The sequence below is a fragment of the Sporosarcina sp. YIM B06819 genome (assembly GCF_033485175.1).
GTDB lineage: Bacteria > Bacillota > Bacilli > Bacillales_A > Planococcaceae > Sporosarcina.
This window is the reverse complement of the sequence record NZ_JAWLIQ010000017.1, coordinates 17,664-31,780: the sequence shown is the minus strand read 5'-3', so window position 1 is coordinate 31,780 and position 14,117 is coordinate 17,664. Positions and strand designations below refer to the sequence as shown.

The window sequence follows — 14,117 nt, the reverse complement described above, 5'->3', positions numbered from 1 at the left end:
TAGTGGAAATTAAATTTTCTGTCGATACTTTATTTACTAGTTTAAAATATGAATGAGCATTCAGTCAACATAAACTTTCAAATATTTTGAGATATTGAGTGAATTATTGCGGGAACTGGGTTACCTATTCTGTTAACTGTGTGACGTTGACGTGGAACTGGACTACCTTCTTCGGAAACTGGGCGACTCTAGGGAAACTGAACTACCTATTCCGCTAACTCGACGACGTATCCGCGAAACTGGGCGACCTTCTTCGGAAACTGGACGACCCTGGGGAAACTGAACTACCTATTCCGCTAACTCGACGACGTTGACGCGGAACTGGGCGACCTTCTTCGGAAACTGGGCGACCCTAGGGAAACTGAACTACCTATTCCGCTAACTCGACGACGAATCCGCGAAACTGGACGACCCTGGGGGAACTGAGCGACCTATTCCGCTAACTCGACGACGTTGCCGCGGAACTGGGCGACCTTCTTCGGAAACTGGGCGACCCTAAGGAAACTAAACTACCTATTCCGCTAACTCGACGACGTATCCGCTAATCTCAACGACCTTCTTCGGAAACTGGGCGACCCTGGTCACTCTCTCTATTAAATTCAAAAAAACCTGCAGTGACGATGCAGGTTTTCAACTAATTATTTGTATTTTATTCAGCGAAGCTCCAAAAAATGCTTCGGCTTCACTAATTTTACTTGCGGTAATCGCCACGAGGACGACTGTTGCTGGGCCACCAGATTTTGTTGAATTTAGCACAGTCTCGACTTGCGCCACCTCATTACCTGTCATCTGACGGACTTCTTGCAAAATCCCACTTGAGCCGACTGGCCAGATTTGTTGGACAATGCCGCTAGCCAATGCCTCTTTTAGTAGCCGAAGCGAAGCAACTTCTTCTTTGCGTTCTAGCACTTCATGGCCAACAAGCGGGGTGCCGTATGTAAACCAAGTCGTTTCTTCACCAAGCGCCCGCTGTTTTTTCTCACCAATCATCGTCACTGCCATTGCGGACTGCACTAGTTCCATATTTGTTTCCGTGCTACCGCTAATCGCAGGAACTACAATTCCCGCCTCTCTGAATAAATCCGTCACACCCGCCACATATTTGTCCCAGCTCGCACTACCGCTAAAATTGTGGATCACAATAGTGACAGGCTCCGCATGACTCGCCCATTGTTCAAGCAAGGCGACACGTGCGGCGAAATAGGCCGTCACACGGTCCGGGACAGCAACCCTATCACCCGGTTTTTCACCGATGCCGCCTGAATTGTCGGTTGTGACAATATAACCATTGCCAATGTGAATCGCATTTCTCATCGTAATGCTCCCATGCTTTCCTTCACAACATGCTTAAGTGCCGGCAAAACGACAGCCGCCACAACAGCGTTCAGTACAGTCGCAACAACAATCGATGGTAAAATCCCAATGAAAAATGCCGGTGACACTAGGAAATAAAATGGCAATGGTGCAAGCAAGCCATTGGCGATGACAAAGAATAACCACTTTATTACATTGCGCCCCGTTTGATGTATGCGCGCAAAAATAAAGATAATCACAAACATTTCAAGTGCGATAATCACATGAAATGGCCCTAATGGGAATCCTGCGTACATGGCAGAGGCTGTATGACCTAGCACGGAGGCAATGCCAGAAAATACGGGCGGCAGAAAGGCGGCCGATACAAGAGCTGGTACCGTGTCTAGCGCCAGCGAACCAACAGCCGATGGAATTTTGATCAAACCGCCAACCGCACACATCGCCACGAATAATGCTGTTAATGTCATCCTTCTCAGTTGCATTTTTAGTTCTCCTTCTTCTTATCCGTCCTGAACACTTTTGCACTGCGGACATATTCATTATCCGGTACGTTGACCCGTGCATTGGCAATACGTGCTGCGACGAAAAGATAGTCGGAGAGCCTATTCAAATAGCGTTGAACAACTGGTGACACATCTTCTTCTGCCTTCATTAGTGTCACAGTTTGACGTTCCGCGCGTCTTGCAACTGTCCGTGCAATATGGAGTGTTGCCGCTGCTGGTGATCCGCCCGGTAAAATGAAGCGCTCAAGCTCTGGTGCTTCCTCCATCAACTTGTCGATGCGCTGTTCCAATACTTCAATCGGCTCATCGGCTAATTTATAGTGGCGCTCTTTCATGACATTTGCAAGGTCACCGCCACCGTCGAATAATTCGTTTTGAATGGCCTCCAAGTCTTGCAGCATATCTGCAAAAATAGTCGCATCCAACTCCGTCATTGCCTTTCCGACAAATGAATTCAATTCGTCCATCGTCCCATAGGCTTCCACTCGCAAACTATCCTTGTCAACACGACCTCCTATTAAACTTGTTTTTCCTTTGTCTCCTGTACGTGTATAAATTTTCATAATACTTCTCCCCTTTTCTATCAATTACGCCTTGGCGTAATTGCGTCCAAATTTTGAATTGCATTTATGCAATTCACTCCTCTTAAAATTTGTGACATCCGCCGGAGGCTTAACTTGAATCAGTAGGGTGTTTGTCCTACTGATTCAAGTTAAAGTTTGTGCAAGGCCATACCAAATCCGTGTCACTTCATCTGCCTCCGCCATTAACTGCTGATAGAGTCGGCCGCAAGTATCGCGAAGCTGTCGTTGTTGTGCGTTTATCGGTACAATTCCCCGCCCGATGTCTGTCAAAACGACAATCACATCACGACCGTCAATCGCTGCCAACACCTGGTCAATCGCCTCTACTTCCGACAACTTCGTCTCTGCAAGCCACTTTTCAATGCCTGCAACAACCATTACCTGACACGTATCCGAATGCTTCGGCAAAACACCTTCAAACCACTCGGCTTCCCGCCCTGCCAACATCGTCCTCACGTAGTCTCGTTTGCCGTTATAGGCACCGCCAATAATGATATGCACGAATTTCCCTCCTTAAACGCTTGTTCACTTGCCCATTCCAGTCGATAGCCCTTTCCATGCGGAATCGACCATGACCAAAATCCTTTATCTACTGGTGAAAACTTCGTCAATAGTAAACGAATCGGCCCACCATGCGTCACAATCACCGCACCATTCGGAACCTGTTTCAAAGCCGATAGTACCCGCTGTTCTAGTGCCACCAAACTTTCACCACCACGCGGTGCATAGCTATACGGATCATCAATCCAGCGCCGATAGTCTATATCCTTTTCAAGGTCGGCATAGGTTTTCCCTTCAAAATCTCCAAAATGACATTCACGCCAATTCGGATCTGCTTCATATGCCACCTCCGGATAATAAAGAGCCGCTGTCTGCTTTGCACGCAGTAGGTCACTTCCGACAACAACTTGCGCGGGTACCAGACACCTAGCGCCCGTCTCTAGAATCGGTTCATCTGTCCAACCAATATACTTGCGCTGTTCATTACCAGCGGTTGGCAGATGACGAATTACATGAAGCACAAAACGGTCATCCATAATAACGCCTCCGTTCCTTCGATGAAAGCCCCACATAAGTCACCGCTGACGCCGCCAAAATGTTTGAGTGACCAGCTACGAAACACGACAAGTACAACTGCCAGTACAGCCAACAAACCTACTGGAAAAAGCAAACTATTCATTAATAAACCGACAGCCACTAATACCATTACACTAGCAGCCAATGAACAACCTACGACCACATTACCAGCCATCTTATCTTTAAAGAAATGAGCAATTCCTTTGTCTTTTGCAAGAGGAACCGTTGTGAAATAAACATTCAAGGCCGCTCGCGCTAAAAAAGGAATAACGATAAATAATGCTAGATGTCCCGTACCGCGTAATAAAATTTCATGGAACAAGGCGATTTTCACAACAATTAGCAACACCAATGCCATTGTCCCAAATGCGCCCAGACGGGGATCATCTAATATTTCTAATCGCTTAGCGCGGTCTCGATAAGAAAAGAATGCATCTCCTGTATCCGCCCAGCCATCCACATGCAATCCGCCAGTTAAAACAATTCCCGCCAACAACACGAACACCGCGGTAAGAAGGGGACTAGCATGTACAACATCCAACATGACAACTGATACTGCATACATCGCCAACCCCATTACTGCTCCGACAAATGGCAGCGCCACATACATCGCCGTCACTTCTTTGCGACCAAGAGGCAGCTCTTTCTTTACCGGGATGGCTGTGAAAAATTGCAGTGCCAACAAAATACCGTTCATGTTATCCCCTCTCCGACAGGATGTCTTGCAATAACGGCCAATTAAGATTTTCTTTGACATGCGCCGCCCACTCGTCGTAGATATCAACGCCACGCGGTGCAGACATGACCGGGCGATCCGCGTCTTCCTCTTCAATACCATGATTAGCCTTGTAGGGAATAACACCAGCAACCGGGATTCCTGTATACGTTTCAATAAATTCAATGCCTTCTTGGAATAAAGAGACATCACCATGAAATTTATTGATAATAATGGCTTTCACACGCGCACGGTGCGCGGGTGGTAGCAATTGCAGTGTACCGACAATTGATGCAATAGCACCCCCACGGTCAATATCAGCCACTAATACGGCAGGCACATCTGCGATTTCAGCCACGCGCATATTGACAATTTCTCGATCATTGAGATTCACTTCCGCCGGGCTTCCAGCACCTTCAATAATGACCGTATCATAGCTTTCCGCCAGTTTGTTAAGTGACGTCTGAATCGCTTCGATTCCCCGATTGAAAAATTGATCCCGGTAGGTCATCCCTGCAATGGGACCGAATTTCTCACCGAAAAAGAGGACTTCCGATTTCATGCCTGCCATCGGTTTTAGCAAAATTGGATTCATATAAATCGATGGCACCGTCCTAGCCGCCAATGCTTGGATGAATTGCGCACGGCTCATTTCTTCACCGTTGTCCGTTGTCGCAGAAAAGCCGGACATATTTTGCGATTTAAATGGCGTGACTCGCACACCTTCGTCGGCTAAAATACGGCACAGCGCTGTACAAATCATCGTTTTGCCCGAATCTGATGCAGTCCCTAACACTATAAGTCCATTCATGACAGTAGCCCCCTCACCCATTTTTCCAATACGTCGCTACCCCATAATCCATTTCAATTGCCGTATCAGCCATCGCCACAAGTTGCTGGTGAATCCGCCCAATCCATTGCCGATAACAATTCGTTTCTTCATAAGTTGACGGTAGCTCGTCCAGCACTTCATTGGACACAATCGTTAGATGCTCGGCTGTCATAAGCAGTGTATCGATGGTTGCGTACAACTTCTGTACTTTTTGTTCCATACAGCCCACTTGACTAAGGCATGGTGTCTCCGTTTCCCAACCTTCGTATAGTTCATTCGCTAACCAAGTAGTTAAACAATCCCATAAGACATAATCACCTTGTTGAATGGCGGGCAATACTTCTTCCAGCTTGATCGGCTGCTCCAGCGTCGTCCATTTTTGAGGAGCACGGTCTTGCCGATGGCGCTCTATGCGTGCCAACATTTCCGAATCCGTCGCCTTACCCGAAGCGATATAAACCAGTCGTCTACCATTTCGTCTCGCTTCATCCACGAGCCATCGTTCCGCATTAGCACTTTTCCCACTGCGAACCCCACCACTTATGAACGTTAGTTTTCCGAGAACCATCGCCTCATCTCCTCTGTCAGCACAGCCATTTCCGCCTCATTTTTCATGCCAATTCTAAACCACTTGCCATCCATGCCACGAAAATTTTCTGAGTGCCGAAGCACGATGCCTCGTGCCAATAAATCCCGATATAGCTCGTTGGCGGCATCTTGCCCTACTTTAAATGACAGGAAGTTCGTCACGGAATCCGTCACTATACAGTTATTTGCTTTCAGAAATGCCGTTAACTGTTCACGTTGCTGATTGCTATACTGAATTGCCTGTTGTCGGAATGATTCTTCCGCTAAACAAACCGCCCCAATCCGCGCCGCTATGCCATTGACATTCCAATGCGGCGCCAGCCCTTTTATTCCCGCAATTACAGTCGGACTTGCAACGACATAGCCAAGTCGAATCCCCGGAATCGCGTACATTTTTGTCATCGAGCGCACAACAATGACATGCGGATGTTCTGTTATTGCCGGGATGAATGACAGCGTTTCATCAACAAAATCGATAAAAGCCTCATCCAACACAATGTCACAACCCACTTCGGCACCGTAAAGGATGATGTCATGTAAAACATCACGTTCCGGTATCACGCCCGTTGGATTGTTTGGCGTGCATAGATAGAGAACGGCAGCTGATGACATCGCTTGTTTGACTTCACGCAAAGGCAGCTTGAATCCATCCGTTTCAACTGCCACAACGCGGACAATCTCAACTTGTTTGGCTGTCAGTGTTGCTTCGTACTCTGAAAACGTCGGATGGACAACAATTGCGCGCTTCCCTCGGTAGCGTTCCGCGACAAGTGCCAGCAATTCTGCAGCCCCATTTCCTACAAATACAGACGATTTGGCAACTTCATGAAAGTTAGCGACCTCGGCCAAAAAAGGTTCGCCCGCTGGATCTGGATACGCCCCGATGTCCGCCAATAACTCCGGCCACATCTCACGAACGGCTTGTGGAGGACCTGCCGGGTTAACGTTTTCGCTAAAATCCAATACACGCGCTGGCAAGTCAATGCCTACTGTCGCATAGACATGATGCGGATTGGCACCGTGTTCAGGCAATTGCATAGAAAAACACTCCAATCACAGTAAAAATGAGCCAGAAAACAAAGGCGACGATATGCATTTGTTTAATGGTCAATTTAATATGTGCTGCTGTCAGTGGAACAGTACCCGGACCAATTTCTGGTCGCTCAGATACTTTGCCACGATATGTACTTTTACCGCCTACTGTCACGCCTAGTTGCCAAGCTGTCGCCGCTTCTAAAAAGCCACTATTCGGACTCGGATGTCGCCGTGCATCTCGGTTCCAACCCGCAAAACGTTTCATCAAGCCCAACTTGCCTTCGTTGGGTGAATAAAAAATAATAAGAAAGCCTGTAATGCGTGCGGGGATGAAATTCAATACGTCATCCGCACGTGCAGAAAACTTGCCAAACTGTTCATAGCGCTCATCTTTGTAGCCAATCATTGAATCGAGTGTATTGACCGTTTTGTACAGCCATAAGCCCGGTGCGCCGAGTAAAAATGCCCAGAATAATGGCGACGTAATGCCATCCGCTGTATTTTCAGACACGGTTTCAATCGCCCCTCGTGCAATGTCACTTTCCTTTAATTTGTCAGTATCGCGACCGACAATCCACGATAACTTTGTGCGCGCCTCTGGTAAATCCTTCGCAACAAGCGGCTCGTACACGCTTAGTGCCGCATCGCGTAAACTCTTTTGTGCCAGGCCAATTGCAATGAGAATACCTTCCACAATAATACCGGCAAATAGATGGATTTGATAAGCGAATGTGACCATGGTGAAGACAATTGCGAAGACAATCCCCACTGTGATAAAGAGCGTAAGTGCCCCTTTCCCTGTGCGGGAACGTCCTTTATTCAATAAAAACGTCAGTTTTGAAATAAACGTACCAATCCAGCGAACAGGATGCGTCCAGGTGGGTGGATCCCCGACGATACGGTCCAATAAAAAACCGATCGCAATGGCGATGAAGTGTGCAGGAATCACGTGGATGTCCACCCTTTCGCTTTTTTATAGGCATGGATCGCACGGATTGTGCAATCATAGACGCCATGGCCAATCAATTTGCCCAGCGGCGTAATCGGTCCTGCGTAAGGCAGAAATTCACCTTGTTGTGTTGCAGCAACAAGCAGGCTGTCTGTTGACGTCCCCGTTGCAATTGTACCCGTTAGTGGATCTTGTATCGTTTCCACTTGCAGCGCTTTTGTTTTCGCTTCAGTTGCTGTAATCATCGCTTGAATAAAGGCCTCGTCCGATAATGTACCGTTGACAATGATCCATGTATTGATGGTACCAATGCGTGGTGCCCGGTCACGATGGAGCGCTTGCGACACATCGACCGCATTACCAACTCCAGCCGTCACGGCGATTAACACCGTGCCAAAATCCCCTTGATAGCATTCTACTTCGGCATGTTCCGTTGTCACTGCCGTCATCATGCCGACCGTGTCTGTTCCATGAAAACCTTGTTGTTCCAAATAGGCTGCCATTTCGGCTTTGACATCATCACTATCGTAATCGGCATCCACATGGCGGTTGACAAATGCACGGTACCATCCCGTTCCTGCATTATGGACAGCAGACGACATCGTTTTTAGCGGACCCGCTGTACGCAAAGCCACATAGTCCGATGACACTGTAAAATCTTCGAGTGTCACTGTAAACGGTTGGATTTCTCCTGTTGTGTCGGGAAGAAGTGTAATTTGTGGCTTCGGCAACTCTGGATGCACTTGCGTCTTAACCCGCGCCTGATAGACAGTTTCAACCATTTGTTCCTTCACGACGTCTTGTGGTGCCCCAATGGCAGCAATTTGCCCTTGATCCATCAACAGCAAGCGGTCACAATACAACGACGCTAAGTTAATATCATGGAATACCGACACAACAGTCAGCCCTTTATCGACCGCCTGCTTGCGAATCGTATCCAATAATTGTTGCTGATGAGCGATGTCGAGATGATTCGTCGGCTCATCTAACAATAAAACCGGTGCTTCCTGGGCGAGTGCTTGCGCCACGAAAACACGTTGCTGTTCCCCACCTGATAACAATTCAATCGGTGTATCTTTGTAGCGCGTGATGGCTGTGTGCTGCATCGCTTCATTGACAGCACGTTCATCATCCTTGGACCAAGAAGAAAAAAGCCCAGACTGGTGCGGATACCTGCCGAGCGATACGGTTTCATGGACGGAATGCGAAAAGGCATGGGCATGGAGCTGTGGTAACACGGCTACCTTGCGAGCAAATTCCTTTTGTGAATAATCGGTAGCCTGCTTCCCGTCAATGACGACAGAACCTTCCTGTTTCGAAAGAATGCCTGAAATAAGCTTCAGCAGCGTTGATTTCCCACTACCATTCGGGCCTAAAATGCCCAACACTTCGCCTTTCTTAACCGCAAATGTGACAGCCTTTACGACAGCTTTCTTGCCGTAGCCACCTGTTAAATTTTCAACTTGTAGCATGTCACATGGCCCCTTTCCTGCGTTGTTTATAGAAAATAAATGCAAATACCGGCGCGCCGATAAATGCCGTAATGACACCAACTGGTAATTCTGTTGGCGAAATAATCGTCCGTGCAATCAAATCGCAAATAATGAGTAACGATGCACCGTTCAAAAACGATAATGTCAATAAATGACGGTGATCTGCCCCCCAAAGGAGACGTGTCATATGCGGCACAACAAGTCCTACAAAGCCAATTGTACCAGACACCGCAACTGCGGCCCCTGTCAGAATGGAGCCCCCAATTAATATCATAAACTTTCGGCGTCTAACATTGACTCCTAAATGATGCGCACGTTCTTCGCCAAACAACATGGCATTTAATTCGCGGCGACATAGCCATAGCATTATGGAACCAACAATGACAAATGGTAATATCATCGTGACGTAATTCCAACCGCGCATGGATACGCTACCAAGCAACCAGCCGATAATTTGACGCAGTTCTTCCCCTGTCAGCGCAATCATGAGCGACAACACTGAACCTAAAAATGAACCAAAGATAATCCCAGTTAAAATAATCGTTTCCATCTTCATGGAATGGTCGACAAGGCGAGCGAAGCCCAATACAAGGAACATCGTCAGTGCCGCCCCAACCATACTAAAAACGGGTAGCGTATACATGCCAAAAACCGGAATGGAAATACCGAAAAAAAGCGTCATCACAGCGCCGACAGAGGCGCCGGATGACACTCCGAGGGTGTAGGGATCAGCAAGCGGATTTTTGAGTAGCCCTTGAAAAGCAGCTCCCGCAATCGCCAACGACGCACCGACAAGTCCTGCCAATACGACTCGCGGCATACGAATCTTCCAGAGAATATTCGTAGCAGTCGCATCCGCTGCTGTATTCCATAACGTACTGATCGGTATATTCACAGAGCCGATCGATACACCGAGCCAAATCGCCACAAGGAGCGTGGCGATGGATACGATGTAGGCAACGCTAGATTTATTCACCAAAAGCCTCTGGATAGATGGCTTTTGCTACTTCTTCCAAGCCTTCTGCAAGACGTGGGCCTGTGCGGCTTGTCTTGTTTTCATCTACTTGAACAACTGCTTCGTTTTTAATAGCCGTAATGGAATCAAATCCATTGCGTTTGTAAACATCTTCGACAGCTGTATCGATATAGCTATACATCACAATGATGACTTCAGGATTGCGGTTAACGATTTCTTCTGGATCCATCATGAACCAACCTTCTTGGTCAGCAGCAATGTTTTCTGCGCCTACCATCTCGAGAATCTGATTCATAAACGTGTTGTTACCTGGCGTGTAAATTTCCGGAGCTGGTGATGTTTCAACGAACACTGTTTTTTTGTTTTCTACTGACGCTACTTTAGTAGTTACTTCTACAACTTTTGCTTTCATGTCCGCAACGATTTTTTCAGCTTCTGCTGATTTACCTGTTGCTTGTCCAATCGTTTTAATCGATGTATATGTTTCTTCGAAGTCCAGGGCATTTTTCACAACGAAGACTGGTAGTCCTGCATCACGAAGTTGTTGTAGACCTTCTGCACCTGTGCTAAGTCCCGACTCATGCGCAAAGACAATTTCTGGATTCATAGCAACAATTTTTTCAACGTCAAATTGCATGCCACCGATTTTCTCTTTTTCAAGTGCTTCTGCTGGATAATTATCATAATCGTTGACGCCGATAATTTCAGTCGCCAATCCGAGGGCAAATAGAATTTCCGTATTGCTTGGTGTCATAGAAACAATTGTTGCAGGCGCTTTTTCGAGTGTAATTTCATTACCGACTGCATCTGTTAGTGTTACTGGAAATGCCTCTTCAATAACGTCGTCTTGTGCGACCTCGTCTTGTGGTGTTCCATCTACTTTTGGCTGATCTTCTGTTGTAGTTGTTCCACATGCTGCAAGTAACAACACCGCCAGCACAGACATCAACCATAATTTCCACATCTTTTTCATTTTGCTTTCCTCCTGTTTGTTCCAAATAAAAATCCCCCGTAAAAATACGGAGGAATGTTTAGTAAAAATACGGACGCATAGACGGACCGATTTTCACCAAACCTATCCTCGTAGGCTATCGGGTGATTCATAAAGGCAGGTCTCCTGACTCGTGTTCGCAACATGCGGACACTTACAGTGGCGGGACCGTGTCGGATTTGAACCGACTTCCCTTTTAACCTCGTCTCTGATGACGAGGCACCTTTATGTTTGGCTATGTAATTTTGTACAACTTTTAGTATACTACAAATTTTGGTGGTGTCGAGGGGGGGGGTTGGTACTACTATCAATGAACCTAGTGTGGGGAGGGCATTTTAACACCACTGTATGTGCCAGCTGCTGCCCCAATTCGCGGAAGGACGCGAATGGTGTCAGTAACTGGACACTAGGTGTGGTGTGGGTATTTTCCTTTTTCGAACTTGGTGTGTCGTAGGTATTTTTGAACACACTAGAAAAAAGTACAGAAATACGGCAAATCGAACCCTTCGCAGCTCAATTGGCAACGAATCCATGACCAACATCCTGTTGGCCTAATTGTGGCTATACCTGGCACCACTCTCTACATGTGAATGTGTTCTTTTCCTACACTTCCTTGCAAAATAGTGATTCCCCTTGCCTGATTAACTCCCGTGTTCTTATTGCAATTGGACCATGTGATACCTTATATCTATATTTCGTTACCCAAATTACATGATACTTGATACTTGATATCAAAAACCGCATGACTACTTTTTCTGTATCCGTCCATACTTTTCACCTCACCCCAAGTATGGACATCGAAGGAGAAGGCTAAAAGTGTATACCGTCTAAAGACGGTGGAGTTAGACCACGCATTCGGAAATTAAAAGCAAAAAAAGTTCCAATTCTTCAAGAATTGCTCACCATAGCCTACGAAGCGGAGTATGTGCGATTTAATTTTGTTTTAGTAACGTATAAGATTCCATTTTTCTTTTCTACAACAACTTTGTAAACGTCAGCAGGTTTTTTCGTATAATCTTCATTAAAACCACCTACATATATATAGCTTATCCCAGGTTTATTTGCATAAAATAAATGACTTGTTTCCTCTACTACTGGTGCGAATGAGCTTGGGTGGATTAATGAATCAACATCACTTTCATTTTTTATAATACCTGCATAAATATATTTAGTGTTGAAATCCTCAGCATAAAATTGTACGCGAGAAAGTTCTAAAAATGCCTCTAGACGTTTTATAAAAACAGCAAAATTTCCTCTCGTTACATTATCAGAAATCCCAAAGGTATCTTGGGTTTTCCCAGTCGTGATTCCAGCTGCATAGAGTGTTTTGATATAGTATTCGTGTTCTTCTGTTTTTACATCTTTAAATGGATTCGCAAAATCAGTATTTACACCGTAATATAACTCAAATGCTTGTGTAAAAATTTTAGCTAATTGTGCACGCGTTAAAGGCTTATTAGGATTAAAATTTTTAGCATCCGAATCAAATACACCTATATTTGCCAAGTATGTAATATACTCATAGTTCGGATTTGATTTTGTTACATCGTTATATCCCACATCCCAAAGGTTTTTTTTATCATATTTCAGAAAACTCGCAATAATTTTAGCTACTTGAGAACGAGTCACAGGATCATTCGGTTTAAATGTCCCATCTTTATAACCTGAAACGATTTGACGGTCCACAAGTGATTGAATTGCTTCAGCCTGTTCCGTTCCAGGCTTCACATCTTTAAATGTTGTAGCTTCTGCATCAATTAATGGGGTAAATGATGCTGTTGCTACAATACTAACAAGTGCCGCTGTAAATAGCTTAGTTTTTTTCATAACTTACTCCTCCTAATCAATTATATTACATATATGATGGATGTTGAAGAACAAAATATATGTTCTGTTATTAAGAATATCATGATATAATATATATAGATATCAAATTTTTTAGAAATCATTCAATGTAGTTAAAAAAAACGACTGCTACCCCATGTGAATATATCAACCTGTGCGGAAAGTTTCACTTCTAGCAATACTTCCTTTTCTTTGCAAAAAGTTATATATACTGTAATACTGTATATTTTTAGTTTATTTTTAAATATTATTAATCAATTTGAGGTGTTTATGTGAAAGGGAAACGTATTATTTCAGTATTAAGCGTTACAGGAGCATTACTATTAGCGGGGTGTGGCAGTACTCCCGAAGAAGATACAGCATCACATGAAGAAGAATCTACAGAAACAGTAGCGAGTCAACAGACAGATGAAGAACTGAACGCGTTCTTAACAGCAACTTTTTTAGGAGATTGGTATCCCAATGTTGGTCTAACAACTGGTGATGACATAAAATCCTATATCGCGTATCGATTAAAATTAGAAGAAGTAGATGAAAATAATCGAGTTCTTGGAACGGTTCAATCTTTCGTATATGATGAGAGCACAAATACTGAGAAATCAATTACTTTTTATTGGGACGCTGAAAAGGAAGTATTAGTCCCTGAAAATAACGAAGACATTGAATCTTTTAGCGTGGAAATCCAAAATGAAGGTTTACTAGATGAATATCATCGTGGCTTTCTTGCTTTCCCTAATTCTAATAGGCTGCTAGCAATGGCAGATTATACGGATTTAGAAGATGCCCTTGAAAACCGAATGGGAATTACACAACAAACGTTTAAAAATGAGCGTAGAGATTCAGGTGAAATAACCACTAATGCTGAAACCGAAGATTCCGCTGTTCCAGATTTTGTATTTGGTTCTTGGAAAGGTTTCATCCCTTCGAGCATGAACCGATATGCAGACAATATGCGGTTTGAATTAACGTTTAAATCTGTAAACGGTTCAAAAGTAGAAGGAACATATACAGAAATTGAAAACGGTGTACCAATTGACTATAACTTTAAGGGTACCTATAACCCAGAAACTTCTGTAATACTAATTGATTCCGGTAAACCAATGAAAATGCCGTTCGCCGTTGATTCACCAACACTAAGTTATTTAATAAATGATCTTGGTGAAATAGCGTTCTCTAAAAATTAATAAGTGAAAAAACGACGGATGCCCCTTTGTT

General features: G+C 44.9%; 16 protein-coding genes and 1 riboswitch. Of the genes, 1 reads left to right on the top strand and 15 read right to left on the bottom strand.

Translation table 11 applies throughout. The annotated features are described in order from the left end of the window. Positions 1 to 630: 630 nt before the first annotated feature. The 15 genes from R2B72_RS12685 to R2B72_RS12615 all read right to left on the bottom strand — a co-directional run bounded on the left by R2B72_RS12685 (position 631) and on the right by R2B72_RS12615 (position 12,884). The gene (locus R2B72_RS12685; RefSeq protein ID WP_318616970.1) at positions 631 to 1,314 is read right to left on the bottom strand and encodes an alpha-ribazole-5-phosphate synthase; all 684 of its coding nucleotides are present in this window, start codon (positions 1,312 to 1,314) and stop codon (positions 631 to 633) included. After that, positions 1,311 to 1,796: an ECF transporter S component gene (locus R2B72_RS12680; RefSeq protein WP_318616969.1), complete on the bottom strand. Its 486-nt coding sequence runs from the start codon at positions 1,794 to 1,796 to the stop codon at positions 1,311 to 1,313. Before R2B72_RS12680 ends, R2B72_RS12685 begins: the two co-directional genes overlap by 4 nt. A gap of 2 nt (positions 1,797 to 1,798) precedes the next feature. Further along, complete coding sequence (locus R2B72_RS12675; RefSeq protein WP_318616968.1) at positions 1,799 to 2,380, bottom strand: cob(I)yrinic acid a,c-diamide adenosyltransferase; 582 nt, start codon at positions 2,378 to 2,380, stop codon at positions 1,799 to 1,801. A gap of 144 nt (positions 2,381 to 2,524) precedes the next feature. Next, the gene (locus R2B72_RS12670) at positions 2,525 to 2,902 is read right to left on the bottom strand and encodes a bifunctional adenosylcobinamide kinase/adenosylcobinamide-phosphate guanylyltransferase (protein WP_318616967.1); all 378 of its coding nucleotides are present in this window, start codon (positions 2,900 to 2,902) and stop codon (positions 2,525 to 2,527) included. Further along, entirely contained in the window at positions 2,854 to 3,438 is a 585-nt protein-coding gene (locus R2B72_RS12665; protein ID WP_318616966.1) for a histidine phosphatase family protein, read from the bottom strand. The genes R2B72_RS12670 and R2B72_RS12665 overlap by 49 nt, the downstream gene beginning before the upstream one ends. After that, complete coding sequence (cobS, locus tag R2B72_RS12660; protein ID WP_318616965.1) at positions 3,411 to 4,175, bottom strand: adenosylcobinamide-GDP ribazoletransferase; 765 nt, start codon at positions 4,173 to 4,175, stop codon at positions 3,411 to 3,413. Before cobS ends, R2B72_RS12665 begins: the two co-directional genes overlap by 28 nt. A gap of 1 nt (position 4,176) precedes the next feature. Further along, a complete protein-coding gene (locus R2B72_RS12655) occupies positions 4,177 to 5,004 on the bottom strand; it encodes a cobyric acid synthase (RefSeq protein ID WP_318616964.1) in 828 nt (275 codons plus the stop codon). A 13-nt stretch (positions 5,005 to 5,017) separates the two neighbouring features. Then, positions 5,018 to 5,593 carry a bifunctional adenosylcobinamide kinase/adenosylcobinamide-phosphate guanylyltransferase gene (locus tag R2B72_RS12650; protein WP_318616963.1) on the bottom strand — a complete coding sequence of 192 codons (576 nt, stop codon included), beginning with the start codon at positions 5,591 to 5,593 and terminating at the stop codon, positions 5,018 to 5,020. Next, on the bottom strand, positions 5,575 to 6,651 hold the full coding sequence (locus tag R2B72_RS12645) for a pyridoxal phosphate-dependent aminotransferase (protein WP_318616962.1): 1,077 nt from the start codon (positions 6,649 to 6,651) through the stop codon (positions 5,575 to 5,577). The genes R2B72_RS12650 and R2B72_RS12645 overlap by 19 nt, the downstream gene beginning before the upstream one ends. After that, complete coding sequence (gene cbiB, locus R2B72_RS12640; protein ID WP_412177848.1) at positions 6,638 to 7,594, bottom strand: adenosylcobinamide-phosphate synthase CbiB; 957 nt, start codon at positions 7,592 to 7,594, stop codon at positions 6,638 to 6,640. Before cbiB ends, R2B72_RS12645 begins: the two co-directional genes overlap by 14 nt. Beyond that, the gene (locus R2B72_RS12635; protein WP_318616960.1) at positions 7,594 to 9,069 is read right to left on the bottom strand and encodes an adenosylcobinamide amidohydrolase; all 1,476 of its coding nucleotides are present in this window, start codon (positions 9,067 to 9,069) and stop codon (positions 7,594 to 7,596) included. The genes cbiB and R2B72_RS12635 overlap by 1 nt, the downstream gene beginning before the upstream one ends. Before the next feature lies 1 nt (position 9,070). After that, on the bottom strand, positions 9,071 to 10,066 hold the full coding sequence (locus tag R2B72_RS12630) for an iron ABC transporter permease (protein ID WP_318616959.1): 996 nt from the start codon (positions 10,064 to 10,066) through the stop codon (positions 9,071 to 9,073). Further along, entirely contained in the window at positions 10,059 to 11,039 is a 981-nt protein-coding gene (locus tag R2B72_RS12625; RefSeq protein WP_318616957.1) for an ABC transporter substrate-binding protein, read from the bottom strand. Before R2B72_RS12625 ends, R2B72_RS12630 begins: the two co-directional genes overlap by 8 nt. A 116-nt stretch (positions 11,040 to 11,155) precedes the next feature. Beyond that, positions 11,156 to 11,299: riboswitch (cobalamin riboswitch) on the bottom strand. 361 nt (positions 11,300 to 11,660) lie between these two features. Continuing rightward, complete coding sequence (locus tag R2B72_RS12620) at positions 11,661 to 11,801, bottom strand: transposase (RefSeq protein ID WP_412177842.1); 141 nt, start codon at positions 11,799 to 11,801, stop codon at positions 11,661 to 11,663. A 165-nt stretch (positions 11,802 to 11,966) separates the two neighbouring features. Then, a complete protein-coding gene (locus R2B72_RS12615) occupies positions 11,967 to 12,884 on the bottom strand; it encodes an S-layer homology domain-containing protein (protein WP_318616956.1) in 918 nt (305 codons plus the stop codon). Between the two features lie 290 nt (positions 12,885 to 13,174). Between R2B72_RS12615 and R2B72_RS12610 the strand changes: the two genes are divergently transcribed. Further along, positions 13,175 to 14,086, top strand: a complete 912-nt coding sequence (locus R2B72_RS12610) for a hypothetical protein (protein WP_318616955.1) — start codon at positions 13,175 to 13,177, stop codon at positions 14,084 to 14,086. Positions 14,087 to 14,117 lie beyond the last annotated feature (31 nt).

Excerpts from the sequence above, each read along its gene's own strand:
- R2B72_RS12685 (WP_318616970.1), bottom strand. The coding sequence starts at position 1,314 with ATGAGAAATGCGATTCACATTGGCAATGGTTATATTGTCACAACCGAC.
- R2B72_RS12680 (WP_318616969.1), bottom strand. The coding sequence starts at position 1,796 with ATGCAACTGAGAAGGATGACATTAACAGCATTATTCGTGGCGATGTGT.
- R2B72_RS12675 (WP_318616968.1), bottom strand. The coding sequence starts at position 2,380 with ATGAAAATTTATACACGTACAGGAGACAAAGGAAAAACAAGTTTAATA.
- R2B72_RS12665 (WP_318616966.1), bottom strand. The coding sequence starts at position 3,438 with ATGGATGACCGTTTTGTGCTTCATGTAATTCGTCATCTGCCAACCGCT.
- cobS (WP_318616965.1), bottom strand. The coding sequence starts at position 4,175 with ATGAACGGTATTTTGTTGGCACTGCAATTTTTCACAGCCATCCCGGTA.
- R2B72_RS12655 (WP_318616964.1), bottom strand. The coding sequence starts at position 5,004 with ATGAATGGACTTATAGTGTTAGGGACTGCATCAGATTCGGGCAAAACG.
- R2B72_RS12650 (WP_318616963.1), bottom strand. The coding sequence starts at position 5,593 with ATGGTTCTCGGAAAACTAACGTTCATAAGTGGTGGGGTTCGCAGTGGG.
- R2B72_RS12645 (WP_318616962.1), bottom strand. The coding sequence starts at position 6,651 with ATGCAATTGCCTGAACACGGTGCCAATCCGCATCATGTCTATGCGACA.
- R2B72_RS12635 (WP_318616960.1), bottom strand. The coding sequence starts at position 9,069 with ATGCTACAAGTTGAAAATTTAACAGGTGGCTACGGCAAGAAAGCTGTC.
- R2B72_RS12625 (WP_318616957.1), bottom strand. The coding sequence starts at position 11,039 with ATGAAAAAGATGTGGAAATTATGGTTGATGTCTGTGCTGGCGGTGTTG.
- R2B72_RS12620 (WP_412177842.1), bottom strand. The coding sequence starts at position 11,801 with ATGCGGTTTTTGATATCAAGTATCAAGTATCATGTAATTTGGGTAACG.
- R2B72_RS12615 (WP_318616956.1), bottom strand. The coding sequence starts at position 12,884 with ATGAAAAAAACTAAGCTATTTACAGCGGCACTTGTTAGTATTGTAGCA.